19 protein-coding genes and 1 tRNA gene are annotated in these 26,440 nt (G+C 43.4%); 18 read left to right on the top strand and 2 right to left on the bottom strand.

The genetic code is table 11. The features are described from left to right. Positions 1 to 18 precede the first annotated feature (18 nt). Genes carA through greA form a run of 3 tightly spaced genes read left to right on the top strand, consistent with a single transcriptional unit; the run spans position 19 to position 4,879 of the window. Positions 19 to 1,152 carry a glutamine-hydrolyzing carbamoyl-phosphate synthase small subunit gene (gene carA, locus FNC98_RS09670; protein WP_143581036.1) on the top strand — a complete coding sequence of 378 codons (1,134 nt, stop codon included), beginning with the start codon at positions 19 to 21 and terminating at the stop codon, positions 1,150 to 1,152. Positions 1,153 to 1,184: 32 nt separating this feature from the next. Continuing rightward, positions 1,185 to 4,403: a carbamoyl-phosphate synthase large subunit gene (carB, locus tag FNC98_RS09665; RefSeq protein WP_143581035.1), complete on the top strand. Its 3,219-nt coding sequence runs from the start codon at positions 1,185 to 1,187 to the stop codon at positions 4,401 to 4,403. Then, positions 4,403 to 4,879 carry a transcription elongation factor GreA gene (greA, locus tag FNC98_RS09660; RefSeq protein ID WP_143581034.1) on the top strand — a complete coding sequence of 159 codons (477 nt, stop codon included), beginning with the start codon at positions 4,403 to 4,405 and terminating at the stop codon, positions 4,877 to 4,879. Before carB ends, greA begins: the two co-directional genes overlap by 1 nt. A gap of 57 nt (positions 4,880 to 4,936) precedes the next feature. Here the strand turns inward: greA and FNC98_RS09655 are convergent, their stop codons facing one another. Continuing rightward, a complete protein-coding gene (locus FNC98_RS09655; RefSeq protein ID WP_143581033.1) occupies positions 4,937 to 5,794 on the bottom strand; it encodes an acetoacetate decarboxylase family protein in 858 nt (285 codons plus the stop codon). A gap of 162 nt (positions 5,795 to 5,956) precedes the next feature. Beyond that, entirely contained in the window at positions 5,957 to 6,253 is a 297-nt protein-coding gene (gene yhbY / locus FNC98_RS09650) for a ribosome assembly RNA-binding protein YhbY (protein ID WP_143581032.1), read from the bottom strand. Between the two features lie 82 nt (positions 6,254 to 6,335). Here yhbY and rlmE point away from each other — a divergent pair, with 82 nt between their 5' ends. The 15 genes from rlmE to FNC98_RS09575 all read left to right on the top strand — a co-directional run bounded on the left by rlmE (position 6,336) and on the right by FNC98_RS09575 (position 26,330). Next, a complete protein-coding gene (gene rlmE, locus FNC98_RS09645) occupies positions 6,336 to 6,974 on the top strand; it encodes a 23S rRNA (uridine(2552)-2'-O)-methyltransferase RlmE (RefSeq protein ID WP_143581031.1) in 639 nt (212 codons plus the stop codon). A gap of 66 nt (positions 6,975 to 7,040) precedes the next feature. Then, positions 7,041 to 8,957 (top strand): ATP-dependent zinc metalloprotease FtsH, encoded by a 1,917-nt coding sequence (gene ftsH, locus FNC98_RS09640; RefSeq protein ID WP_143581030.1) that lies wholly within the window; start codon positions 7,041 to 7,043, stop codon positions 8,955 to 8,957. A 446-nt stretch (positions 8,958 to 9,403) separates the two neighbouring features. Next, a complete protein-coding gene (gene folP, locus FNC98_RS09635) occupies positions 9,404 to 10,246 on the top strand; it encodes a dihydropteroate synthase (RefSeq protein ID WP_143581029.1) in 843 nt (280 codons plus the stop codon). Further along, positions 10,247 to 11,581 carry a phosphoglucosamine mutase gene (gene glmM / locus FNC98_RS09630; protein WP_143581028.1) on the top strand — a complete coding sequence of 445 codons (1,335 nt, stop codon included), beginning with the start codon at positions 10,247 to 10,249 and terminating at the stop codon, positions 11,579 to 11,581. A gap of 137 nt (positions 11,582 to 11,718) precedes the next feature. Further along, a complete protein-coding gene (gene tpiA, locus FNC98_RS09625) occupies positions 11,719 to 12,468 on the top strand; it encodes a triose-phosphate isomerase (RefSeq protein WP_143581027.1) in 750 nt (249 codons plus the stop codon). Positions 12,469 to 12,479: 11 nt separating this feature from the next. After that, a complete protein-coding gene (gene secG / locus FNC98_RS09620; RefSeq protein WP_143581026.1) occupies positions 12,480 to 12,827 on the top strand; it encodes a preprotein translocase subunit SecG in 348 nt (115 codons plus the stop codon). Positions 12,828 to 12,837: 10 nt separating this feature from the next. Next, positions 12,838 to 12,924: transfer RNA gene (locus FNC98_RS09615), tRNA-Leu, on the top strand. A gap of 166 nt (positions 12,925 to 13,090) precedes the next feature. Further along, positions 13,091 to 14,350, top strand: a complete 1,260-nt coding sequence (locus FNC98_RS09610) for an integrase domain-containing protein (RefSeq protein ID WP_143581025.1) — start codon at positions 13,091 to 13,093, stop codon at positions 14,348 to 14,350. 47 nt (positions 14,351 to 14,397) lie between these two features. Continuing rightward, the gene (locus FNC98_RS09605; RefSeq protein WP_143581024.1) at positions 14,398 to 15,336 is read left to right on the top strand and encodes a hypothetical protein; all 939 of its coding nucleotides are present in this window, start codon (positions 14,398 to 14,400) and stop codon (positions 15,334 to 15,336) included. A gap of 129 nt (positions 15,337 to 15,465) precedes the next feature. After that, a complete protein-coding gene (locus FNC98_RS09600; RefSeq protein WP_143581023.1) occupies positions 15,466 to 15,675 on the top strand; it encodes an AlpA family transcriptional regulator in 210 nt (69 codons plus the stop codon). Continuing rightward, positions 15,668 to 16,147 (top strand): helix-turn-helix domain-containing protein, encoded by a 480-nt coding sequence (locus tag FNC98_RS09595; protein ID WP_221932875.1) that lies wholly within the window; start codon positions 15,668 to 15,670, stop codon positions 16,145 to 16,147. The genes FNC98_RS09600 and FNC98_RS09595 overlap by 8 nt, the downstream gene beginning before the upstream one ends. Positions 16,148 to 16,150: 3 nt before the next feature. Then, positions 16,151 to 17,260: a tyrosine-type recombinase/integrase gene (locus FNC98_RS09590; RefSeq protein ID WP_143581021.1), complete on the top strand. Its 1,110-nt coding sequence runs from the start codon at positions 16,151 to 16,153 to the stop codon at positions 17,258 to 17,260. Positions 17,261 to 17,396: 136 nt separating this feature from the next. Further along, positions 17,397 to 17,942, top strand: a complete 546-nt coding sequence (locus FNC98_RS09585; protein WP_143581020.1) for a recombinase family protein — start codon at positions 17,397 to 17,399, stop codon at positions 17,940 to 17,942. 661 nt (positions 17,943 to 18,603) lie between these two features. After that, positions 18,604 to 26,034, top strand: coding sequence for a polymorphic toxin type 50 domain-containing protein (locus FNC98_RS09580; RefSeq protein ID WP_143581019.1), 7,431 nt, complete (start codon positions 18,604 to 18,606; stop codon positions 26,032 to 26,034). Beyond that, the gene (locus FNC98_RS09575) at positions 26,031 to 26,330 is read left to right on the top strand and encodes a hypothetical protein (protein WP_143581018.1); all 300 of its coding nucleotides are present in this window, start codon (positions 26,031 to 26,033) and stop codon (positions 26,328 to 26,330) included. Before FNC98_RS09580 ends, FNC98_RS09575 begins: the two co-directional genes overlap by 4 nt. Positions 26,331 to 26,440: the final 110 nt, after the last annotated feature.

Below are 26,440 nucleotides of genomic sequence, written 5' to 3'. Positions count from 1 at the left end.
TTCACTATGGAGGTTAAATTGACTAAATCTGCCATCTTGGTGCTGGAAGACGGCACTATTTTTAAGGGCACTGCAATTGGTGCGACTGGGGCAGCCGTTGGCGAGGTTGTATTTAATACGGCTATGACAGGCTATCAAGAAATTCTTACTGATCCATCCTACGCTGAACAAATAGTCACTTTGACTTATCCACATATTGGCAACACTGGTACGAATAAAGAAGACGAAGAGTCTGCCGATATATGGGCAAAAGGTCTGGTGATTCGTGACTTACCTTTGCTAGCAAGCAATTTCCGTAACGAACAAACCTTATCTGAGTACCTGGTTGCCAATAACATTCTTGGTATTGCCGACATCGATACTCGTAAGCTTACCCGAATCCTTCGTGAAAAAGGCGCGCAAAACGGCTGTATTATGGCTGGCGACGACCTGGATTTGGAAAAAGCGCAAACGCTTGCCAATGACTTCCCAGGCCTGAAAGGTATGGATCTGGCGAAAGTTGTATCAACCAAAGAGCAATACACCTGGTCTGAAGGTAGCTGGCAGCTTGGCAAAGGCCATGTAAGCCCTGAAGAGTTTCCTCACCACGTTGTTGCCTACGACTTTGGTGCTAAACGCAACATCCTGCGTATGCTAGTTGACCGCGGTTGTAAATTAACCGTAGTACCAGCGCAAACGCCAGCGTCAGAAGTATTAGCAATGAACCCAGATGGTATCTTCCTTTCTAATGGCCCGGGTGACCCAGAGCCATGTGATTACGCCATCTCAGCCATTAAATCTTTCCTGGAAACCGACATTCCGGTTTTCGGTATCTGTCTTGGTCACCAGCTTTTAGGTCTGGCTTCAGGCGCCAACACAGTAAAAATGAAATTTGGTCACCATGGTGCTAACCACCCGGTTAAAGACATGGGCCGCGACGTGGTTATGATCACTTCGCAAAACCACGGTTTCGCCGTAGATGAAGAGACATTACCTGCAAACCTTGAAGCGACTCACAAGTCACTATTCGATGGTTCATTGCAAGGTATCCACCGCACTGATAAGCCGGCATTTAGCTTCCAGGGTCACCCTGAAGCAAGCCCGGGCCCACATGATGCGGCACCATTGTTCGATCACTTCATCGAATTAATTAACGAATACAAAGCCAAATAAGCGCTAGCTAACTGAATAGATAGAGTAGAAACATGCCAAAACGTACTGACATAAAAAGTATTCTTATTTTAGGGGCAGGTCCAATTGTTATTGGTCAAGCCTGTGAATTTGACTATTCGGGAGCTCAGGCTTGTAAAGCGCTGAAAGAAGAGGGTTATCGAGTTATTCTTGTTAACTCTAACCCAGCGACCATCATGACCGACCCGAACATGGCCGATGCAACTTACATTGAGCCAATTCACTGGGAAGTGGTTCGTCGTATTATCGAAAAAGAGCGTCCAGATGCGGTACTACCTACTATGGGTGGTCAGACTGCATTGAACTGTGCACTAGAACTTGAATCAAACGGCGTACTTGAAGAGTTTGATGTTGAGATGATTGGTGCAACGGCTGACGCCATTGATAAAGCGGAAAACCGTGAACGTTTCGACCAGGCAATGAAAAACATTGGTTTAGAATGTCCACGTGCTGAAATCGTTCACTCGATGGAAGAAGCGAAAGAAACCGCTAAGCGTATCGGTTTCCCTTGTATTATTCGCCCTTCGTTTACTATGGGTGGTACTGGTGGCGGTATCGCATACAACCAGGAAGAATTCGAAACAATCTGTACTCGTGGTTTAGATTTATCACCGACTAACGAGCTACTTATTGATGAATCGCTTATCGGTTGGAAAGAATACGAGATGGAAGTTGTTCGTGACAAAAACGACAACTGTATCATCATCTGTTCCATTGAAAACTTTGACCCTATGGGTATTCACACGGGTGACTCAATCACTGTTGCACCAGCACAGACTCTGACTGACAAAGAATATCAAATCATGCGTAATGCCTCGTTGGCAGTACTGCGTGAAATCGGTGTTGAAACCGGTGGTTCAAACGTACAGTTTGGTGTTAACCCGAAAGATGGCCGTATGGTTATCATCGAGATGAACCCTCGTGTATCTCGCTCTTCAGCATTGGCTTCGAAAGCAACAGGTTTCCCAATTGCGAAAGTTGCTGCCAAACTTGCTATCGGTTACACCCTTGACGAATTAAGTAACGATATCACCGGTGGTGCAACTCCAGCATCATTCGAACCATCTATCGATTACGTTGTGACCAAGATCCCACGCTTTAACTTTGAGAAATTCGTAGGTGCTGAAGATCGCCTTACTACGCAGATGAAATCTGTAGGTGAGGTAATGGCGATTGGTCGTAACCAGCAAGAATCTATGCAAAAGGCACTTCGTGGTCTTGAGGTAGGCGCTCACGGTTTTGATCCAATTGTTGATGTGACTAAGCCGGGTGCCAAAACCAAAATCATGCACGAGCTTCAGGAAGCCGGTGCAGAACGTATCTGGTACATCGCTGATGCCTTCCGATTAGGTCTGAGCGTTGAAGATGTATTTAAAGCCACGAAAATTGATCGTTGGTTCCTGGTACAGATTGAAGATATCGTTTTACACGAGCAAAAAGTTGTTGATGGCGGTATGACTGCTCTTAACGACGAATACCTGCGCCTATTGAAGCGTAAAGGTTTTGCTGATATTCGCCTGGCTGAGCTAATCGGTGTTTCTGAAGCAGAAATCCGTAAGAAGCGTCACAATGCGAAAATCTTCCCGGTATACAAGCGTGTTGATACCTGTGCGGCAGAATTTAGCTCTGATACAGCTTACATGTACTCTGCATACGATGAGGAGTGTGAAGCTAACCCGTCAGATAAAGACAAAATCATCATTTTAGGTGGTGGTCCTAACCGTATCGGTCAGGGTATCGAATTCGACTACTGTTGTGTACACGCAGCGTTAGCGCTTCGTGAAGATGGTTATGAAACCATTATGGTTAACTGTAATCCAGAAACGGTATCTACCGACTACGACACCTCAGATCGCCTGTACTTCGAACCAGTAACGTTCGAGGACGTGTTAGAGATTGTTCGTGTTGAAAAACCGAAAGGCGTTATCGTTCAATACGGTGGTCAAACACCTTTGAAACTAGCACGTGCGCTTGAAGCGGCTGGTGTACCAATTATCGGTACTTCTCCAGATGCCATCGACCGTGCTGAAGACCGTGAACGTTTCCAGCAGGCGGTTGACCGTCTCGATTTGCTACAACCAGAAAACGCTACGGTAACCTCGTTAGAAGAAGCGGTAGCGAAAGCTAACGACATCGGCTTCCCAATGGTTGTTCGCCCATCTTATGTACTCGGTGGTCGTGCAATGGAAATCGTATATGACGAGCAGGACTTACGTCGTTATATGACTGACGCGGTAAGCGTATCTAACGAAGCGCCAGTGCTTCTTGACCGTTTCCTTGATGATGCTATCGAAGTGGATATCGATGCGATGTGTGACGGTAAGAACGTGGTTATCGGCGGTATCATGCAGCATATCGAACAAGCCGGTGTTCACTCAGGTGACTCTGCCTGTTCATTACCGGCTTACAGCTTGAGCCAGGAAATTCAGGACGTGATGCGTGAGCAGGTAACGAAACTTGCCTTTGAGCTTGGTGTAATCGGTCTGATGAATACTCAGTTCGCGGTTAAAGATAACAAGGTTTATCTAATTGAAGTAAACCCGCGTGCTGCACGTACTGTTCCATTTGTATCAAAAGCTACCGGTGTACCTCTAGCGAAAATCGCTGCACGGGTAATGTCTGGTAAGACGTTAGATGAGCAGGGCGTTACCAAAGAAACGATTCCGCCATTCTTCTCAGTGAAAGAAGTGGTTATTCCATTCAACAAGTTCCACGGTGTTGACCCGCTTGTTGGTCCGGAAATGCGCTCTACTGGTGAGGTAATGGGTGTTGGTGATACGTTTGAAGAAGCGTACGCAAAAGCCAACCTTGGTGCTGGTGTAACGGTTCCAAAAACCGGTCGTGCATTGATTTCTGTTCGTGACAGCGACAAGACTCGTGTTGTAGAACTTGCCAAACAGTTAATCGACTTAGGTTACAAGCTGGATGCAACTCACGGTACTGCCGTTGTTCTTGGCGAAGCTGACGTGCCAGTTCGTTTGGTTAACAAGGTACATGAAGGTCGTCCGCACATTCTTGATAGAATCAAGAATGGTGAGTACAGCTACATTATTAACACCACTGAAGGTCGTAAAGCCATCGAAGATTCAAAACAGCTTCGTGGCGGTGCATTACGTTATAAAGTTAATTATACTACGACGTTAAACGCAGCCTTTGCCGCTTGTATGGCGCACTCGGCTGACGACCGCAACAAAGTAACATCTATTCAAGAATTACATAAAAGGTGTCAATAATGAATACGTATCCGATGACGATTCAAGGGGCTGATGCGCTTCGTGATGAGCTAAATCATTTGAAATCTGTACGTCGCCCGGAAATCGTGGCGGCCATTGCTGAAGCTCGTGAACACGGTGACTTGAAAGAGAACGCCGAGTACCATGCAGCCCGCGAAGAGCAGGGTTTTTGTGAAGGCCGTATTCAGGAAATCGAAGGTAAGCTGGGCAATGCGCAAATTATCGATATCACCAAAATCCCAAACACTCACAAAGTAATTTTCGGTGTAACGGTAACCTTGTTAAACATCGATACCGACGAAGAGGTGACTTACCAAATCGTTGGCGATGATGAAGCAGATATCAAGCAAAACCGTATCAGCGTAAGTTCACCAATCGCTCGTGCCCTTATCGGCAAAGAAGTGGATAGTGAAGTGGAAGTTACAACACCTGGTGGTCAGGTCGAGTACGAAATTATTGCTGTCGAGCACAAATAGTATTCGATAACTATTAAAAGAAAGGCGCCTAAACGGCGCCTTTCTTCTTATCTTTTTTTACTTCGGCAAATCAAAACAGGCATTCATACTCGGCGTGTAACGAGTCTGGAATGGCACTGGGTCAATCTTCAGATTTTTTAACTTATCGGCGTATTTACCATTGCCTAGCTCGAGTGCCTCCTTATTATCTTCAACCTTATTGTTCCATAAACGATTCATCGTTTTGTTCACATTAAATGTGCCATTAAAACAGGTTTGGCTGGTTAGCAATTGATCATTTAATACCGAATACAGGTTGGATTGCACATCAAAAGTTTGCGCTGTACCAGAGGTTGGTACGCTTAAACGGAAATACTCATTTCCTTTTGCATCGGTGGCGATCGTGGTGCTCGTAGCGTTTTCAACCTGAATATCGATATCATCGACGACTTTCGGTAACCCCCAGATCTTACGGCCGCGAATCTGATTTTCCAGGCTGGTCACTGGCATATGAAAAACATGATAACCAAATTTTGGAAATTTCTTCTCCATCAGCAATGGCAGAAGTGGCGGGTTAAATGTTGGCGAAACCTGAATGGGAATGGTCATCGCGATTTCATTGTATGGTGCAACGCCTAACACCTTTTTGTACTCATAACAGGAGAAGGTGACAATAGCGCGACCACCTGGCATTTTCACTGGTACCATGTCCGGATGTGGCAACAAGGCTTTCGCCGCTGCAAAATCACACAAGAAAATACCAATGGCACAACTGACATCGCCGTATAGAGTCGGGAACAGATAATCTTTGGCGATATCGTCATTTAGCTGCAACGGCGCTGGTGCGGTTCTTAGTTTAAATCGTGTAAAGTACTTATCGCTAAAATCTTTGGAATTATCCAGTAACTCTGGGGATATGTTGTTGTTTGCTTTCATAATGGCGTCTGTTTCATACTTTTATTCTGTGGCATCGAGTATAAGAGCCGAGGATTTTTCAGCCTATAGTAAAAATTGCCTAACCTTTATAAATAAAAAAGGGCAATAAAAAACGCACCTCTGCAAAAACAGGGTGCGTTTTCGAGAATTAGACAAGATTGCTTACAATTTTGGAATCGCGATTTTTTTCTCTTCAGACTGGCGATACAGAACTAAAGTTTTACCTATGGTCTGTACTTTCACTGCCTCTGTTTCACGGATGATTGCTTCGATAATCAACTGCTTGATTTCTCTGTCATCCGTAGGAATTTTCACCTTAATTAGCTCGTGGTGATTCAACGCATAATCAATTTCAGCGATAACCGCTTCGGTTAATCCATTGCTGCCTAAAAGCACTACCGGCTTCAGCGAATGAGCCAGGCCTTTAAGGTATTGAATTTGTTTTTTATTTAGATTCATTAAAAAATTTCATGGTGGTTACTTGAATTCCCTATATTTTAACGCCATCTTGTCAGTAATACTAATTTATCTATGCATTTAAATGAGTAAAAGTAAGAAAGGAAAATTAAGCTCCAGCTCGAATCGCTGGATGCAGGAACACTTTGACGATGAATACGTGAAAAAGGCGCAGAAACTGGGCTTGCGCTCCCGTGCGGTATTTAAAATTGAAGAGATTAATCAAAAAGATAAATTGATCAAACCAGGGATGACAGTCGTTGATTTAGGTGCTGCACCCGGCGGTTGGTCAGAATACGCGGCTAAGGTAGTAGGGGATAATGGCCAGGTAGTTGCCTGTGACATTTTACCCATGGACCCTTTGGTCGGTGTCGATTTTCTGCAAGGCGACTTTCGTGAAGATGCAGTGCTGGACGCCCTGTTAAACCGAATCGATGGCCGTAACGTAGATACAGTTATGTCAGATATGGCGCCAAACTTTAGCGGTAACGAGGCCACTGATCAGGCGCGGAGTATGTATTTGGTAGAATTGGCACTTGATATGTGTAATCAAGTGTTGAAACGAAACGGCAGTTTTGTGGTCAAAGTATTTCAGGGTGAAGGCTTTGACCAGTTTGTGAAGGACGTCAGGCAAGTATTTACCACGGTAAAAACCCGTAAACCTGACTCTTCTCGTCCACGTTCCCGTGAAGTTTATATAGTAGCTACTGGATACAAACTGTAGTAAAGTTAACTATTAGTAACATCGCCCTGTATTTTATTTATCCTATTTTTCTAAGAGGCCATCAAATTGAGCGATATGGTAAAAAACCTTATTTTGTGGTTAGTGATAGCCATAGTGTTAATGTCTGTATTCCAGAGCTTCACACCAAGCAACGGCACTGACACTAAGCTAGATTACACAACCTTTATCAATGAAGTCACCCAAGGACAGGTTCGAGACGTCAAAATTGAAAGCAATGGCGTTATCACCGGAACCAAGCGTTCAGGGGACACTTTCACCACGTTAATTCCGACTCAGTATGACGACGGGTTGCTCGATGATCTAATCAGCAACAACGTTAAAGTGGAAGGGGTTCCGCCTGAAGAGCCAAGCCTTCTTGCCAGTATATTCATTAACTGGTTCCCTATGCTTCTTCTTGTCGGTATCTGGATTTTCTTCATGCGACAGATGCAAGGCGGCGGCGGTAAAGGTGCTATGTCGTTTGGTAAGAGTAAGGCTCGCCTGCTAAGCGACGACCAAATTAAGACTACATTTGCAGATGTTGCCGGTTGTGACGAAGCCAAAGAAGAAGTTGCAGAGCTTGTCGATTATCTTCGTGACCCGTCAAAATTCCAGAAACTTGGTGGTCGTATTCCATCTGGTATTCTTATGGTTGGTCAGCCAGGTACGGGTAAAACCTTACTTGCAAAAGCCATTGCCGGTGAAGCAAAAGTACCATTTTTCAGTATCTCTGGTTCAGATTTCGTAGAAATGTTCGTGGGTGTTGGTGCATCTCGTGTTCGCGACATGTTCGATCAGGCCAAGAAATCTGCTCCTTGTATTATTTTCATCGATGAGATCGATGCCGTTGGTCGTCAGCGTGGTGCAGGCCTGGGTGGTGGTCACGATGAGCGAGAGCAAACCCTGAACCAAATGTTAGTTGAAATGGACGGTTTTGAAGGTAACGAAGGAGTAATCGTTATCGCTGCAACTAACCGCCCGGATGTATTGGACCCGGCGTTATTGCGTCCTGGTCGTTTCGACCGTCAGGTTACCGTTGGCTTGCCAGATATTCGTGGTCGTGAGCAAATCCTTAAAGTACACATGCGTAAAGTGCCTCTTGGCGATGACGTTGATGCAGCGGTAATTGCTCGCGGTACTCCAGGCTTCTCAGGTGCAGACCTTGCAAACCTTGTGAACGAAGCGGCATTGTTTGCTGCGCGCACCAGCCGTCGCTTGGTATCTATGGTGGAATTTGATAAAGCCAAAGACAAGATCATGATGGGTGCAGAGCGCCGTTCTATGGTAATGAGCGAGTCTGAGAAAGAAATGACTGCTTATCACGAAGCAGGGCACGCGATCGTTGGTCGTATGGTTCCTGAACATGATCCGGTGTACAAAGTAAGTATCATACCTCGTGGTCGTGCCTTAGGTGTGACTATGTATCTACCAGAGCAGGATCGCGTGAGCCACTCGAAAATGCATTTAGAGAGTATGATTTCCAGCTTGTACGGTGGTCGTATCGCCGAAGAAATCATCTACGGTGCCGAGAAGGTATCAACCGGTGCATCGAACGATATCGAACGTGCCACAGAGATTGCCCGCAAGATGGTTACCCAATGGGGTCTGTCTGACAAGATGGGGCCAATGCTTTATGCCGATGAAGAAGGCGAAGTATTCCTGGGCCGCACTGCAGCGAAATCTAAGCATATGTCTGATGACACCGCCAAAGATATCGATGAAGAAGTTCGCGCGTTTATCGAGCGCAACTACAAACGTGCTGAAGATATCCTGAAAAACAATATGGACATCCTTCACGCGATGAAAGATGCATTGATGAAGTATGAAACCATTGATGCCGGGCAAATTGATGACTTAATGGCACGCACAACCGTTCGTGCACCGAAAGGTTATGGTGACGAAAATAGCTCTGGCAAGCCACCAAGTGGTTCTGCAAACGCTACAGTAGACGTTAATAAGCCAGATGATATTCCGGCTAACTAGCCAATAAACACCATTATAAAGCCTCTGCAATTGCAGGGGCTTTTTTATACATGGATGTATTTATCCTCACGAGCCATGGATGGTGTTAGTGAGGGTTTTTGCACATGGACGTGCTTATCCTCCTGCACCATGGATGGTAGCAAGGGAGGGTATTGCTTTATGGATGTATTTAGTCGATATATTGTCATCCCTGATATATCGACATATCGTAAATCCCTTTACTAATCCTCCCGTACTATGGACGGTAGCAAGGGAGGGTTATTAAATGGCCATTAATTTTTAAAGAAATTACTGAGCACTTTCAATCGACCCGGTAACAGATATTTTTACCTTAATTAGCCGTCTTGGCTTTATAAATAAGTGATATCGACTTAAAATTGTCGTTAGGAAATTAAGAAGTTTGAGCTAGTTAGAACAAATGCATCAGACGCGATTATAAATTGGACATGACAGTCAATACTCTTACCTTCAAAAATCAAATATTAGATTTATCAGTTCCTCGTATCATGGGTATCTTAAATGTAACCCCGGATTCTTTTTCCGACGGCGGAAAGTTTACCAGTCTGGATATTGCTCTTGAGCAAGCCGAGCAAATGATTAAAGACGGCGCCAGTATTATCGATATAGGCGGCGAGTCAACACGCCCGGGCGCGGCCGAGGTTTCTCTGCAAGACGAGCTAGACCGAGTCATTCCGGTCATCGAAGCCATAAAACAACGTTTTGATACCTTAGTGTCTATTGATACCAGTAAAGCTCAAGTAATGGAGGTTGCTGTTGCCAATGGCGCTGATCTGATTAATGATGTGAGAGCGCTGCAAAATACAGGTTGTGTGCAAGTCGCCGCCAAAGCTCAGATTCCCGTGTGTTTAATGCACATGCAAGGGTTACCAAGGACGATGCAGGACAATCCGCAGTACGATGATGTGGTTGAGGATGTAAAACAGTTTTTTGTTGAACGCATTGCTGCCTGTGAACAGGCGGGCATAGAAAGAAACAATATCATTCTTGACCCGGGTTTTGGGTTTGGCAAAACCCTTGAACAAAACTATCAACTGCTGGCCAACCAGAAACAATTATTAGATTTAGGTTTACCAATACTGGCGGGTATCTCTCGCAAGTCGATGATTGGTCATTTACTGAATCGGGAAGTCGAAGAGCGATTGGCTGGAAGTCTTTCGGCTGCTGTTATCGCCGCCATAAATGGCGCAGGAATAATCCGCGTTCACGATGTCAAAGAAACCGTGGACGCTATAAAGGTTTTAAATGCAACTCAAAGGGAGAGTCGTTAAGTGAGTTCTAGAAAATATTTCGGTACCGATGGGGTACGCGGTTTAGTGGGTAAAGCCCCAATCTCTCCGGAATTTGTGATGAAATTAGGTTGGGCTGCGGGTAAAGTACTTGCTACCAGTGGCACCCAAAAAGTACTAATTGGTAAAGATACGCGAATTTCTGGTTATATGCTGGAATCGGCATTGGAAGCGGGTTTTAGTGCTGCCGGTATCGATATTGGTTTAATGGGACCAATGCCAACACCCGCCGTAGCCTATTTAACCAAAACCTTCCGTGCAGAAGCCGGTATTGTTATTAGCGCTTCCCATAACCCATACTACGATAATGGCATTAAATTCTTTTCAAATGACGGTGAGAAGCTGCCGGATGATATTGAACTTGCCATTGAAAAAATGATTGATGAACCTATGGATTGTGTGGAATCTGCAAAACTGGGTAAGGCGGTTCGTATAAACGATGCGGCTGGCCGCTACATCGAGTTTTGTAAAAGTAATTTTCCAACACCACTATCTCTTAAGGGACTGAAAATTGTCGTCGATTGTGCCAATGGTGCAACCTATCACATTGCGCCAAACGTATTCAGAGAATTGGGTGCAACAGTAATTGAATATGCTACCAAGCCTGATGGCATTAATATTAACGACGAATGCGGTGCAACGTCTATGGCGAATATCAGCCAACTGGTTATGGACGAAAGCGCTGATTTAGGTATCGCTCTTGATGGTGATGGCGATCGTTTAATGATGGTTGATCACATGGGTAATGTTGTCGATGGTGATGAGCTTATCTTTATCATCGCCAAAGCGGCTCAACAACGCGGTCAACTGGAAGGCGGCGTAGTTGGCACCTTGATGAGTAACATAGGGCTGGAACTGGCTCTTAAGCAATTAGATATTCCATTTGAGCGTGCCAAAGTTGGCGACCGTTATGTAATGGAAAAGCTCAAAGCTAACGGATGGCAACTTGGTGCCGAAAACTCCGGACATATCATTAATCTAAATTGTACCTCCACGGGTGATGGTATTGTTGCCGCGTTGAACGTGCTGCAGGCAATTCAGGAATCCGGTAACAACCTTTTCACGCTGCGTCAGGGGATGCAAAAACTACCTCAGGTTTTAGTTAATGTTCGTTTTGTTGAAGGTAGCGATCCGTTATCTGATACAGCGGTTCAACAACAGGTAAAAGTAGTTGAGCAGGAACTGGCCGGTCGCGGTCGTGTTTTACTTCGTAAATCTGGAACGGAACCTTTGGTAAGAGTCATGGTTGAAGGGCCTGAAAAAGAGGAAGTTCTATCTCTGGCTGAATCTATTGCCGATAGAGTACGCGCTGTTTAACCAGCGCTATTGTTCCTGATATTACGGATGTAAACAAATTGTTTGTCTTTTGAGCAAATAAACGGCTAAGTGATTTATTCGCTTGTATCTTGATTACAGGTTCGTTAATATCTCGCCACTTAATTAGGGAAGCGATTATGCACAGAAAAACCATTGTTGCCGCTAACTGGAAAATGAACGGGGACGTTTCGTTAATTAACGAAATGACCGATGCGTTAAACACCATTAGCATTAGTGAAAACCAACAGGTCATTATCTGTCCGCCAGCTCCTTATTTAGGCGCATTAACTCAAGCGAACACAAACGCTCGAGTTGCAGTAGGTGCGCAAAATATCAATGAGCAGTTAAAGGGCGCATTGACGGGTGAAGTTTCAGCTTTAATGCTGAAAGATTTGTCGGTACAATACGTCATTGTTGGCCATTCTGAGCGTCGCAGCTTATTCGCTGAAACCTCAGGTTTGGTGGCTGACAAAGCTAAGCAAGCCTTAGCGCAAGGGCTTACGCCAATCGTTTGTATTGGTGAGAGCGAAGACGAGCGCGAGCAAGGGCAAACTGAACAAGTTTTGTCTGAGCAGTTGGCGCCGGTATTATCTGCTTTAGATAATGACGAATTAACTGATGTTGTTTTCGCCTATGAGCCAGTTTGGGCGATAGGAACCGGAAAAACAGCATCTGCTGAGATGGCTCAGCAAACGCATCGCTTTATTCGCGAATTTATCGCTGCCACAGATTCTGACGCAGCAGATAAGGTTGCGATTTTGTATGGTGGCAGTGTAAACGCTGGTAATTACCAGGAATTATTTGCCCAACCGGATATTGACGGTGGCCTGATTGGCGGTGCGAGTTTAAAAGTAGAAGAGTTTAAGACAATCTGCCTGGCAGAATAAAGGATTCATTCATGTTATACGAGATTTTGATCGTTGTTTATTTAATTGTTGCGTTGATCTTGATTGGTTTTATTTTAATCCAACAAGGTAAGGGTGCCGATATGGGTGCATCATTCGGCGCAGGCTCATCAGCGACCATCTTTGGTTCAAGTGGTTCAGGCAACTTTATGACAAAAACGACTGCAATTCTTGCAACAACGTTTTTCATTATCAGCCTGTTCTTAGGTAACCTGACAGCTCAAGCTACTAAGAAAGGTGATGAGTGGAATAACTTAGGTTCTGGCGAGCAAACACAGAGCATCGAACCAACGGATATTCCTACTGGCGACGACAACGACGAGTCTGACGTTCCAAACTAATCCAATTCCTGCGGATGTGCTGGAATTGGTAGACAGGCAGCGTTGAGGTCGCTGTGCTCGAAAGGGCGTGAGGGTTCAAGTCCCTCCATCCGCACCATCACATGGTTCTAAGAGAACCGAAAAGAGCCGAAAATCTTATTATTAACAAGGGTTTTCGGTTTTTTTATGTCCTAAGAGATTTCACAGGATTTGTTGAAATCTGAGAATTAATGCGGTAGTTTATGCGGTAGCGATTGTTCATTATTTAAGCTGCTACCGCATTAATGTCTAAAAAGCTATTGCCACTGGATACAACTCAAATCCGAAGAGCTAAGCCTCAAAGCAAATCTTACAAGCTACGGGATGGCAGAGGTCTGGCTATTAAGATAATGCCCACCGGCAGTAAACAATGGATTTTTGAGTACACAAAACCTGCAACAGGTAAACGCTCGACCATGGGGTTAGGCGTGTTCCCAGACATTTCACTCAAGCAAGCGCGAGACATGCGACAAGAGGCCAGGAAACTTCTTGGCGAAGGTATCGACCCGGTAGAGCAAAAAGCTGAAGATAAAAGGCTTGCTCTGCTGGCTAACAGTCAAACTTTAAAGAATGTTGCGGCTGAATGGTTCGAACTAAAGAAAACCCGAGTTGCCGATACAACTTCAGCCGGTATATGGCGTAACTTTAATAACCATCTGTTTCCTAAGCTTGGACACAGGCCTATTACGAAGCTGGCCGCTCCGGAAGTTATTAGCGTTTTAAAGCCTCTGGCAGCACGCGGCACATTAGAAACCCTGAGTAAAGTTATAGGTCATCTTAACGAAGTAATGATCTATGGGGTAAACACCGGATACATAGATCACAATTGCCTATCGGGCATTGGTGCAGCGTTTCAACCTCCTAAATCCAAAAACCTACCCGCGCTTAAGCCTGAAGAACTTCCCGAGTTTATGAAGGCTTTAAGCTATGCCAGCATCAAAATTGTTACTCGCTTGCTTATCGAGTGGCAACTACACACCATGGTCAGGCCTAGCGAAGCAGCAGGGACTAGGTGGGATGAAATCGATTTCGATAAAAAGCAATGGCACATACCGGCTGAACGCATGAAAACTAGCCGGGACCATGTGGTTCCCTTGTCTCCCCAGGCTCTGGAAATTCTGTCTATGATTAAATCGATTAGCGGACACCGCGAACATGTTTTTCCTTCTGACAGAAAGCCTACTGAACCTTGTAATGCGCAAACCGCAAATATGGCCATAAAGCGGATGGGCTTCAAGGGGCGGCTTGTGGCTCATGGTTTACGCTCTATTGCCAGTACGACTCTGAATGAGTGTGGACATGATCCTGAAGTGATTGAGGCAGCATTGGCACATGTAGACGGGAATGAAGTACGCCGGGCATACAATAGAGCAGACTATCTGGAAAGAAGACGTGTCTTGATGAATTGGTGGTCCAATTACATTGAAGAAGCAGCAACGGGTAAGAAACTAAATGACAAGAATATTCGTCCTATTATGCAGCAGATATCAATGAAGCGAGAGTAATCAATAGCCAGCTACTTGCTACGTTAGAATGGAACAGGGAATTTAAAATGAGTAAGGTATCACTGAGCAGGGATTGGTTGACGCTTAGCGAAGCCGCTAGGGTATTGTCTAGTGAGCTAGGCGAAGAAGTCACGGAATCGGATTTACTTCGACTTTCAATAGAAAAAAAGCTTGAAATGTCAGTTTTTCTGGTTAATCACGCTCATGCACGGCTTGGAAAGATTATAAGTACAAATGATGTTGATTTTTCCAAGGTCGAATCTCCTTTGTTTTCCGTCAAGGATATAGATGATTATTCCTTGTTACCTTCGGATGACTACATATACATTGGTAACGAAAGCTGGATTTTCCTAGGAGTTGAGGTAAACACGATTTCTGGTTTATGGCAGCTCTCTAATCTAGGTGCTGAGTCTTTAGACCTTGAAGATGCATTCCAGGCAATCATCGGTGGACCAGAAATAACGCTAAGTTGCCTAGACGGTGTATTGCTTCAACAAGGAGACCAATATGCTCAATTACAAAAGTGGAACAGAGAATTAGATGGAGAACTAGTCTCTGACGCCATTGGGAAATCAGGGCAGGGACAGCATGGTATTGAATCAGGCCTCTTAACAAGCGCTAATGGCCATTTAGAATCGGTCGAGGCTGTTGAAGACCCTAGACCATTACCGATGAATTACACGTCTTCAGGGCGGCTTTTTGACCACGATTACCATTTTGCGATTCGAACTGAGGTTATACAGGCTTACGTTGATAGCCTGAAGGGGATAGATAAGCAAAAATCGGATGTTTCTCCTATTAAGGACACATCTTTCTTTAAACTCATAGGGGCCCTTATGAACAATCAAGGGATTGATCCTACAGCCCCTGGCATTTCCGGTTTCCTTGAAGAGTTGTGCAAGTTAAATGGCCACTCACTTAGTGATGACACTATTCGAAAAATCTGTAAGAAAGCCCAACCATACACATCTTTCAGAAACAATTAACCAGCAAAATCCAAGCCAGAATTCTAATTAAATTCCTATTAGGCGAGTAGTATTCCTATTAGGAATTAATAACTTCAATTCCTAGTTTTACATGCTTAATCTGTGGCCATATTCCAAGGAGGAATCACTATGGCTCATAAGATTTTAAGACTCCCCGAAGTTATCCAAAAAACGGGGTTATCGAGAAGCAGTATTTATTTACGGATCAACAACGGTGAATTTCCAAAAAGTATCTCTTTAGGCGGCCGCGGACGGGCTGTAGGCTGGGTTGAATCTGATATTGATAATTGGGTAGCCGATTGCATTGAGAGAAGCCAGGGGGACGATGGCAATGCCTAAGCGATTAAACCCCAACAGGATAAAAAAGTATCGTTCTTATACGATCCAGGAAGCCGCGTATACGTTGGATATCCATAAGAATACTGTTGCTCGTTGGATCAAATATGATGGGCTTCCTATCGTCGACAATAAGCGCCCGTATTTGATTCGCGGCACCGACTTGAAAACTTTTATTCGAAACAGAAATACCGAGCACAAGAAACCTTGTGGTCTTGGCGAGTTCTTTTGCTGCAAATGTCGGCAGTCTAGATCTTCATCTCAAGTTTTTGTTGAAGTTTACCCAACTGATAATAGAACCGGCGTTATCACAGGTTTTTGTAACGTCTGTTCAACTAAGGCGAATAAGTTCATTAATCAACAGCAATTTAAGCAACTCAAGTCAAAACTTGGCTCAATTTTACCGATGGGTGAAATACACATAGACGGGGGGGCTGATCCTCGCGTTAATGGTGCTTTCAAGGATGGAGAATGAAACATGAAAAATTATCACTCAAAAAACATTAGAACCACTAAGGATTATTTGGATTTCCTTCAGCATGCAAAAGGGCAAAATGAAGCTTCATTAGATAGTGTTGTTGCAGCCATAGCTCGCTTTGAGCGGTACACAAACTATAAAGGCTTTGAAAGGTTTCATTTCCAACAAGCAATAGGCTTTAAGAGGCATTTAGAGCAGCAGTTGAACCCAAAGACAGGCAAGCTATTAAGCAAAGCTACGATAAATAGCCAGTTGCGGCATTTGAAGCGTTTCTTCCAGTGGCTTTCCCGTGAACCCGGTTACAAGTCCCGGATAGACTACCGTGATGCGGAATATTTCAATCTATCTGAGAAATCTACCCGTATCGCCAATGCCAGACGGGAGAAGCCGGTACCGTCGTTGCAACAGATAACACATTTGCTTGAATCCATGCCAATCAATACGGGTATTGAAAAGAGGAATAGGGCACTATTAGCTTTAACGATATTAACGGGAGCGCGCGATAGTGCTATCGCTTCCCTAAAGCTTAAACATATTGACTTGAACGCTAGGAAGCTTACACAAGATGCTAGGGAAGTAAAAACCAAGTACAGTAAGTCATTTAACACTTACTTTTTCCCAGTGGATGACCTCGCTGTCGAAATTTTAAGCGACTGGGTGCAGTACTTGACTGATGAACTCCTTTTTGGACCGGATGACCCATTATTTCCCAAATCTCTGGTTACTCCTAACAAGCACCATCGTTTTGAAGCCGTAGGTCTTTCAAGAGAGCATTGGAAAACAGCCGGACCGATCAGAGATATTTTTAAAACAGCTTTTACAAATGTAAACCTGCCTTATTTCAACCCTCATAGCTTTCGAAATACGTTGGTTCTATTAGGTGAACAAGTTTGTAAGACTCCAGAAGAGTTTAAAGCTTGGAGTCAAAATTTAGGTCATAGCAAGGTTTTAACCTCCTTTAGCAGCTACGGTACGGTTCCAGATTATAGACAGTCTGAGATTATGAGTTGCCTATCCCCTAACACTGGAGAATCGGAGAGCGAACAGGATATGGCAGATGTGTTAGAAAGGATGGCGTCAAAATTAAGAAGTAAAGGTGGTTCAAGCTAGGAAATGTGTAAATCAAACGACCGTTTCTTTTACACGTTTGTTGTCGGTAACTAATTAACTTTTTTTACTTGCTGGTGTGTAAATAAACTCGTAAAGTTATCTATGTAAAGTAAACGTACGTTTGTTTGAGGTGGGTATGAAACTAGGTTATGCGAGAGTCAGTACGGATGAACAATCTGACAATGCGCAGATCGATGCGTTGGAGGTCGCTGGGTGCAAGCGAATCTACCGCGAAAAATATAGTGGTAAGTTAAAATCCAGGCCTGAGCTTGAACGAATGCTTGATGCGCTCCGTTCTGGCGATATTGTAGTAGTGCAGCGACTCGATAGGCTAGGTCGTAGCGTTAAAGACTTAATCGAGCTAATTGAAAGCTTTAAACAGAAAGAAGTTCAGTTTATTAGCTTAAATGAAAGTATCGACACAACCACGGCTTCTGGCGAGCTTATTTTTCATATGATCAGTGCAATCGCTCAATTTGAACGCAGATTGATAGTTGAGAGAACCAACGCAGGTTTGGCGGCAGCAAGAGCCAGAGGGAGAAAAGGGGGCCGAAAACCCAAACTTAGTCAGAAAGACATAAAACAAGCCAAAGCAATGCTACTAGATCCTTTGGTTACTAAATCAGAGGTGGCTGAGCATTTTGGTGTAAGCCGACCAACCTTGAACAAGGCTTTGTCATAAGACAGATCTGCTCATTTTAAGCTAATTTTTACGATTACTACCGCGTTCTGTATAACCATTTTGTTCTGTAAGTTCAACCGATGGACGCAATACACTGCTTAAATCGCTCAACGAGTGTTTCATATTCTAGTGTATTACTCGGTTTTTCAAATAATTTTAAATTTATCCAAAGCAGACGTTCGACAAATTAAGAACTATCCCGACAACGGGGTTTATTTACAAACCTAATCTTGGCCGATTTTTCACGGCTGTACTCATATTCAGGCGCCTAAAAGTACTTAAATCACAAGCTTTATCCATACGTACTGAATTACACAGAATAGAGTGACTATGCTTTTTAGACGTTAGGGAAATTCACAAATAAAATGGGAATATCACTGCTCAAATTGGAATCATCCTCTTAAAGGTTGTGACAGGGGAGGATAGCCGGTAGCTCGTTAATTGGTCATATTGATCAGGGATCGTTAAAAGGTAGATGAACTTTAAGGGCAAAATAACACCTACTCATTTTGTATTTAAAACTAGAAATTATTTGAAAAATGTTACAATTATGTTTAAAACTTGTACTGATGTACAAATAATATATTAATTCAGAGCAATATTAAGCCATAAAAAGCTCGATTAATAGACTGGATTTCACTATTTATTACAAGGAACTGTTGTGCGAAGTTTTAAGTATTTGCTTCTTTTGCTTTCTGTTATATCTATTTCGGCTATCTCAGTCGAACAACATAAAGAAAATAAACCATTAAAAGCCGCTGATTTTTATTACCATAAACAATTCAAACGGGATGAATCAAAAAATGAAACCAGGGAGAAGTTTCAGTTTGATATTTCTCATCTGGAAAAAATATCTAAAGAAAACCTCCCTAAGAGCGTAAAACTAAAAAATAACCTGCCTGTTTACCTGCTTCCGGTAAATGCTAAGTCATTGGCTCAAATAAATCAGGAACTGAATATCCTTGGGGTAGGGAAAGTATACAATGAGTACGCTTCAACAGGAGGCGGTTCCACTCCGGAGCCTCCTATTTTGCCAACGGAACTATATGTCCAATATGACCCTCAAGTAAGCATGGGACTTACGGTCACATGGGAACAAGGCGTTTCACTTGAGTATGCCTTGAAAATGCGTGTTGATGGCTCACCGGTATATTCAAATCCAGTGTTAGAAACAGGAAACCCAGAAGATGTCTATTTTGGCTTGGGTGCAGGCTTTAGCATTGAACCGGCATTATCAGGTTATTATGAGTTTGAACTTGAGGTTTGGCAGGATGGCCAGCCAATTCACGGTCTAGTATCGGATCCTTTTTTAGCGATACCTTATCCTCCACTGGGGCTGCCGCCGTCGGACCCTTTCCCTCTAGTCCCGTCCACGTCATATTTGGTTGACCCAACGCCTCAAGCACCAATTAGCGGTGACGAACATCAAGTGAATGCTGATGTAGTTTTAGATTGGGGTAGTTACCAGGGCTTTTATTATGGGTTGCAACCAGATGCGACCTACTTTGAGTTGAGATATCAACTCGATGGGGGCGGTTTTAATGCGTGGGAGAATATTGGTTATGTAAGCTGGTTGCCTCTAGATGAATTAGCTGCTGGGATTTATGATTTCGAGTTAAGAGCTTGTAATGATAACGGGTGTTCGTTGCCCGAAAGCTTATTCGGATGGGAAGTTCTAAGCCCTTCATTTGATATAATGTCGGTCGAAGACGCATTAATCCAACCATTATCCGACAGCGCGCTCTCTGATTCCGAATCCATCGCAACGCTTCAGGGTGAAGTAACTATAGATGGGGGGCTTTTTAACTATTCGATTCCCTTGCAAGTTCCTATTGGCAGGAGAAACCTTGCGCCATCAGTGGCCTTGAATTATTCAAGCCAGAACGGAAATGGTATCGCAGGTAAAGGCTGGTCAATATCTGCTGGAGAGAGTGTATCTAGATGTGGGCATATCTTTGGTCTTGATGGAGATACCTTAAACGTCAGATGGTCGACGGCCGATAAGCTTTGTTTGAATGGACAAAGGCTGATTCGCACAGGCGGTAGTTCGTATGGTAGCAATGGAGCGGTGTATAAAACCGAAAAAGATAGTGGAGTCATTGTTACCCAACTAGGCGGCGGGATTAATGATACTGCCACCTACTTTGAAATTGTTAATAAGTCAGGCTTGAAAAAACTCTTTGGTTTCACCAATGAGTCTCGTTACTCTCCAGAATGGACGACTAAAACACTCCACTGGAAACTGTTTAAAGTTTCAGATCTATTCGACAACAACATTATTTATTATTACGACACGTTAGATAATACCCATGTATTGGACGAAATAAGATATACCGGGAGCGGAGCTACGCCGGGTAATCGGCAAATTAAGTTCAGTTATTCGGATACTTTCGAGCGTCTTAGTTATTTGTATGGTAAGAAAATTACTTCTAACAAGAAACTTAAATCTGTCAATCTATATTCACCGACAAATGAAAAGCATTATGTCTTGAACTACAAAGCTTCGAATAGTGAATTGTTAGAATCGGTATCTCTTTGCGCGAATTCAAATTGCCAGGACAAGATAGCCCAAACGACATTCGGGTGGTCAGAACAGGCGTTCGGAATTAATAAACGTTCGCATGTATTGAGCTATATCTCGGATCCTGCAAGTGACGTTTTGATGGAAGCACCGGCCGAAGTTACCGCTGATCTTGATGGTGATGGAACGCCAGATTTACAAAATAGATACAACTACTTTTTGAGTTCACAAGACTACATGTCAAGCTCAAGAGCAGCTTTAGTTGATGCTCATCCAGGTGTTGATCCAAGCAATAACACCGGCTTAAACAAAATGAACGGTTACTTGGATTTTGACGGCGACGGTAAATCTGAAATTGTTTATCTCAACGATAATAATACATGGAATATTACTTGGTTGGATGACACCAATACAATCATCGAAACCAATATCGACGGAACCTGTAAGTTTGATCCCTATCTCTGGGAAGATCTTATGGATGAACCCGTTGCTGTTAAACATAATTTAAAACGTGATTGCCAAAGTTTTATTGCAGACGTCAACGGTGATGGGCACAAGGATATTGTTTCTGCAACGCGCCAAGTTACCCAAGGCCCATCTACCTATAAAATATACGAGAGAAACAAAGATGCCCAAGGTCAATCATTACCAGGCTTTTCTTACTATGCAACAGTAACAGGATGGAAAAATGGCGGTATTGCAGATATCAATGGTGATGGTAAAACCGATTTATATAATGCAGATGAAAGCTCCTGGATAGATATTAAAGCAGGTACAGGTTCAGTCACTCATGATTTGACATCAGATGATTCAGTTTACGGTGTTCGCGAGAAGAAAACTATCTGGCTTGATTTAAATGGTGACGGTCTACAAGATTTCCTTGTCTTGAAACCTGTTGGCAGCGGGCAAACTTTGGTTCAAAACTGGCATGCGGTTATGAACCAAGGCGGTGGTTATTTTACATCTCCTATTGACACTGGTGTTCAAGAACAACTAGGCCGAATTGAAGGCAGTTATCTAACCCCATATACCGATGAAAGCAGCATGTCAGGTTTTGTGCGGGTATTCGATTATGATCAAGATGGTCAAATGGATTTACTAGTGCCAGGAAATATAAGAAACCCATATATTTGTACCGATGCTTCTAAGAACCAACCGTGCGATATCACTGCTGAAGATAGTGGTAAAGTGATCCCATATTATCAATATGACGTGTACAGCTGGGACGTCTTACAAACCAATAATGACGGCACATCGTTTGTTCTTATCGAAGATATTGGCATAGAGGCTGCTTTAAGTACCTTGAGCTTGCTAGATTACAATCGAGATGGCCACACCGACTTCTTCACAAGCATTGGTTATGAGCATCAATACTCCTCGACGCCTAATTCTGGGTATATTTATGAATCCACTGCATCACCAGAAGTTCGACTGTATCAACGTGTTACCCACGACAACGATCTGATTACATCCATTTCTGACAGACACGGAATCGCTTCCAAGATAGTATACAAAACATTGAGTGATGATCACGAAGATGAACGTCCAATATATACTCATGGCCATGAAGGGATGACAGATTCTCGTTACGCGAGATTTGGCTCCGACATGAAAGTCGTCAGTAAAATGGAAGCGCGAAACGGAGTAGGAGGGTTTAATGCCACTGAATACAGTTATGACGAGGCAATTCTTCATAAGCAGGGGCGTGGTTTCCAGGGTTTTAGGTATATCGTCGCTAAAGATCTGGCAGCTGATAAAACAACTGTTTCAGGGTTTATGCAAAGGTTTCCATTTACGGGAATGGTGTCCTCTACGTCAACTTGGCAGTCATCGGTATATGAAAATGAAGTGCAGGATGAATTCAATGCGGCGTCAAGCTCTGGGACACCAGATGAAGAGCGATATAAATCACCTTCATTAATTTTTGATGAAGCTGCCGACACGGCTGGTTCGTACAATTATTTATCGTATTCGAGAAGTAAAGATCCAGTTGAATATTGGGACCAAAGTTGTTCGTCAGAAATCAAGGCTCCTCGCTTTACTAACCATAGGGTTAAAACCAGAACGATTGATGGAGCATGGATAGGTGAGGTGATCACCAACGATTTCGAATACAATTGTGATGGTGACCTGCTGAAGAAAACCGTAACGACCAACGATGTTACCGCTAAGCATATTCAAAAAATCGAAAACAGCTATTCAGTTTGTACGGCAGATAGCAACTTTAATCAATTAGACTGGGCTAAAACTACGGTAAGTGCGACACCTAAAGCGCTAAGCACTTGGGAGGGACCTGCATCTGGAGAAAGCTGGAAAAAACAAGACTTTAATCAGTACCAAGGGTGTGCTCTACCTTTAACAACTCATAATACGGCCAGCAATTCCTCGTTAACGTTAACGACCCAGTCAACTCTTGATGATTATGGCAACATAAAAAGAACAACGATGTCATCTTCAGGCCCAGGAGAATCAATTCAGGGTAACCGCTGGAAAGAATCGTCATATCACTCAGATGGTTACTTTGTTAATGCTTCTTATAACAGTCAATGGGGTATGGGGGTTGCAGAAAGTGAGTTGGTAGCGGTTGATGATTATACCGGGCAGCCATTAGTGACTAGAGACGTTAATGGACTGGAAGCGCATGTCGTGCTTGATCAGTATGGACAGATAAGTTCATCGTCAACGCAAAAAGCCGGTGTGGAAATAACGCCAGCTGTGTATATGGCGTATCAAGTTTGTGAAGGCTCAGACAATTGTCCAACTAATGCGGTTACGATTATCACTAAAGTCCAGGACGGAGCTCCAACACAAAAATCCTATCTTGACGTCAATGGCAATACCGTGCAAACCAAATCTAAAGTACTTGGGGGGCATTGGTCTTATACCTCGAAATCTTATAATGCATTGGGTCAATTAACATCGGAATCTTTACCGCACTTTTATGGCGATAACCCCGGAATGACTTATTACTCAAAATTCGATGTAAAAGGGCGTCCAACGAAAAAAGTTGTTGATCAATATCCACTTGGCTACACCACTGACTATGACTATCGTGGTGCAGTCACAGTTATTAATGTAGCTCCCGATTACGTTCCGGTTGGAGGAGTCAGTAGTTTCACCGTGCAGCGCACGTATAATCTATCGAATCAACTTGTTCGCACCACCGATGCCGATAATGGTCGTACTCACTTTGCTTACGATGGGTTCGGGAATCCTATTGTAATTGAAGATGCGAAAGGGAATTCAATTCAGGCTACATACAATGGTTTTGGACATAAGCTGAGTGTTGATGACCCCAACATGGGCTTGTGGAGTTACCGATACAATGCTCTTGGAGAGCTGAGAAAACAGACAGACGCCAATGAGGTAGACACAATCTTAAATTACGATAACTTGGGTCGGATCACGTCGAAAATTATTGGCAATGAAACCCAAACATGGCAATTTGACAGCCAATATAAAGGGTTATTGCACAAAGATTTTAGTAGTGTTTCCGGAAACAACGTTTATGAAAGAAGCTTTACTTACGATACATATGGCCGGATAAATTCTCAGACTCTGGATATCGACGAACGCTCGATGACCATGGCGTTAGCGTACGATGGCTATTACGGAAGATTAAAAGCACAGCAGTTCCCGGACGGTCGGACTGTTGCATTTAACTATGATGAATTTGGCTATCCTACTAAGGATGTAGATCCAACGAGTAATAACCACCCGTTCATCGAACGGAAAGTCATGAACGCATTTGGTAACATCACCGAGCAGGTCTTTGGCAACGGGTTAACACAATATTTTAATTACATTTTGACGTCGGGCTTAACCCAATCGATTTGTACAGGAACAAGTGCAAATTGCCAAAGTTCGAGTTCGGCGCAGTATCAGTCGTATGATAGCTATGATGCTTTTGGCAATATCCTTACAAGGGAAGATGTCTCCGGAGGTCGACAGGAGGATTATCGCTATGATCAATTACATCGTGTGATCGCCAACTCCGTTACATTCGATGGCACCTCGTTACCACCAATATCATACGATTATGACGAAGTTGGTAATCTACTGAAAAAATCAGACTATGGCTTGAGTTACAGCTATGGTAACAGCGCTAAATCCGCAGGTGGCAATGCAGGTAGCAATGCGGTTCGAGCAATTACCTTAACTAAAGGTGGTAGCGCAACGTTAACTTACGACGAAAACGGCAATATGTTAACGAATAGCGACGGAGATCTTTCAGTTTCCTATAACCATGCGATGAAGCCAACGGAAATTAGTCGAAACGGCAGCAAATTAGATTTCACTTACGACGCCAATGATTTTCGAGTCAAGCAGGTCAGAACAGGCACAGATGGAAGCGATTCGACCATATATTACTTTGATAAATTCTATGAGTTAGAAATTATTGATTCAGGGGAGACGATTCATCGAAGCTTTCTTGGCACTCATACGTTGTTTTCAAGTAAGCGAGATGAAGCGTCAATTCAGCATTTAAGTGCTGATCGACTTGGTTCGATCAACGTGATCACTGATGGAACACGCTCTATTACTGACGTAAGTATGGGAAATTTGGTTTTACAACATAGATTCAATGGCTTGTTTGGTGAATCGTATACATTGGATAACGGAGCCAAGATACTGAAACTCTCGGATTTCTACGGCACTACTCGTTCATTTACTGGTCATGAGGAACTTACTTCGGTCGCGATTATTCATATGAACGGGCGGGTGTATGATTATAACCTTGGTCGGTTTATGTCGGTCGATCCGTTTATTTACCACGTCGGAAATACCCAAGCTATAAACTCGTACAGCTATATAATGAATAACCCACTTTCGGGTACAGATCCTACGGGCTACATTGCTTTTATACCGGTTATTGTTTGGGCAGTTAATGCATATGCGGCCTACGAGACTGCAAGTGCGGCAGCCGATGCGGTTCAAAGTTATAAAAATGGTGAGATTTCTGGATCGGACGTCGCTACGACAGTTGCCGCTAGTGCTATAGAAAATACTGTTTTAAAGAAAGTCAAAGTTGCGAAAGAGGGTATACAAAAGGCTCGCCAGGCATTTAAAGGTGATAAAGCTGATTCTAACGTCCAAAATTCCGTCAATAAATCAAATACTGATGGTGGCACTAAAACAGCCAATGGAGCTAGTAATGCTGATGGTGGTACCAAGACGACCAATGGAGCAGAAAATACTCCGGATGTTAAAAGGTCTAAACAAGAAACTACGAATATCGAAACCCCATCTAGTGTAAACTCTAAACCTATACATGAGGGGAAACAAGGTAAGCATCAACCCGGACACAATAACTTCGAAGAGGGTAAAAGCGAACTGACTCATGATAACCCTCAAAAGTTAGTTGATGAACATTCAGGTAAAGGACAACAGGTTGGAAACAAAACAGTTGGTGAAGCAGGCTCAAAGGAGAGAGTCAATTTTGGTGAGAACATTGGTAATCACGTAGATCAAACTACTGGCGATAAAAAACCAACAACTGTTGGTATCATTCATCATTCTAAAAAAGATGTTCACATAGTTCCTGCTAAACCAGAGGATATTGATAAATGAGTACAGTTAAAAATTTAAGGGCACCTGTTTTGCTCTCTATTCAACGGGCGCTGCTAGGGGCAATAACTGAAAACGTGAGAGCAATAACATGCGGCTGGGATGAAAGTACTATACATTTGAAATGTATTTATTATGGAGAACCTAGCGAAGAAGAACTAGATGATCTTAGTTGCGTGGAAACTGAGGTAATTTCTGATTTTCCAGAACATGAGGTTGAGGCAAAACCACTGGTTTTGGAAAACGGGCAAAGCATAAACTCTGAGATTCTTAGTGTTTGGGTTTATAGAAGAAAGTAGATTCTCAAGCAGCCACAGTTAAGTAAGATGTTAATTTGCACTTAAAACTGATCCACAATTTGCATTGAAAACTGATCCGCCTCATTTGCCAGGCTTCCGCTGAAAAGTTG

Origin of the sequence: Thalassotalea sp. PS06, assembly GCF_007197775.1 — a bacterium.
Taxonomy (GTDB): domain Bacteria; phylum Pseudomonadota; class Gammaproteobacteria; order Enterobacterales; family Alteromonadaceae; genus Thalassotalea_A.
Note: the sequence above shows the minus strand (reverse complement) of the source record. Positions and strands in the feature narration are given on the sequence as shown.

Excerpts from the sequence above, each read along its gene's own strand:
- FNC98_RS09610 (WP_143581025.1), top strand. The coding sequence starts at position 13,091 with ATGTCTAAAAAGCTATTGCCACTGGATACAACTCAAATCCGAAGAGCT.
- FNC98_RS09590 (WP_143581021.1), top strand. The coding sequence starts at position 16,151 with ATGAAAAATTATCACTCAAAAAACATTAGAACCACTAAGGATTATTTG.
- tpiA (WP_143581027.1), top strand. The coding sequence starts at position 11,719 with ATGCACAGAAAAACCATTGTTGCCGCTAACTGGAAAATGAACGGGGAC.
- greA (WP_143581034.1), top strand. The coding sequence starts at position 4,403 with ATGAATACGTATCCGATGACGATTCAAGGGGCTGATGCGCTTCGTGAT.
- secG (WP_143581026.1), top strand. The coding sequence starts at position 12,480 with ATGTTATACGAGATTTTGATCGTTGTTTATTTAATTGTTGCGTTGATC.
- FNC98_RS09575 (WP_143581018.1), top strand. The coding sequence starts at position 26,031 with ATGAGTACAGTTAAAAATTTAAGGGCACCTGTTTTGCTCTCTATTCAA.
- FNC98_RS09595 (WP_221932875.1), top strand. The coding sequence starts at position 15,668 with ATGCCTAAGCGATTAAACCCCAACAGGATAAAAAAGTATCGTTCTTAT.
- carB (WP_143581035.1), top strand. The coding sequence starts at position 1,185 with ATGCCAAAACGTACTGACATAAAAAGTATTCTTATTTTAGGGGCAGGT.
- FNC98_RS09600 (WP_143581023.1), top strand. The coding sequence starts at position 15,466 with ATGGCTCATAAGATTTTAAGACTCCCCGAAGTTATCCAAAAAACGGGG.
- folP (WP_143581029.1), top strand. The coding sequence starts at position 9,404 with ATGACAGTCAATACTCTTACCTTCAAAAATCAAATATTAGATTTATCA.
- FNC98_RS09605 (WP_143581024.1), top strand. The coding sequence starts at position 14,398 with ATGAGTAAGGTATCACTGAGCAGGGATTGGTTGACGCTTAGCGAAGCC.
- rlmE (WP_143581031.1), top strand. The coding sequence starts at position 6,336 with ATGAGTAAAAGTAAGAAAGGAAAATTAAGCTCCAGCTCGAATCGCTGG.
- yhbY (WP_143581032.1), bottom strand. The coding sequence starts at position 6,253 with ATGAATCTAAATAAAAAACAAATTCAATACCTTAAAGGCCTGGCTCAT.
- FNC98_RS09655 (WP_143581033.1), bottom strand. The coding sequence starts at position 5,794 with ATGAAAGCAAACAACAACATATCCCCAGAGTTACTGGATAATTCCAAA.
- FNC98_RS09585 (WP_143581020.1), top strand. The coding sequence starts at position 17,397 with ATGAAACTAGGTTATGCGAGAGTCAGTACGGATGAACAATCTGACAAT.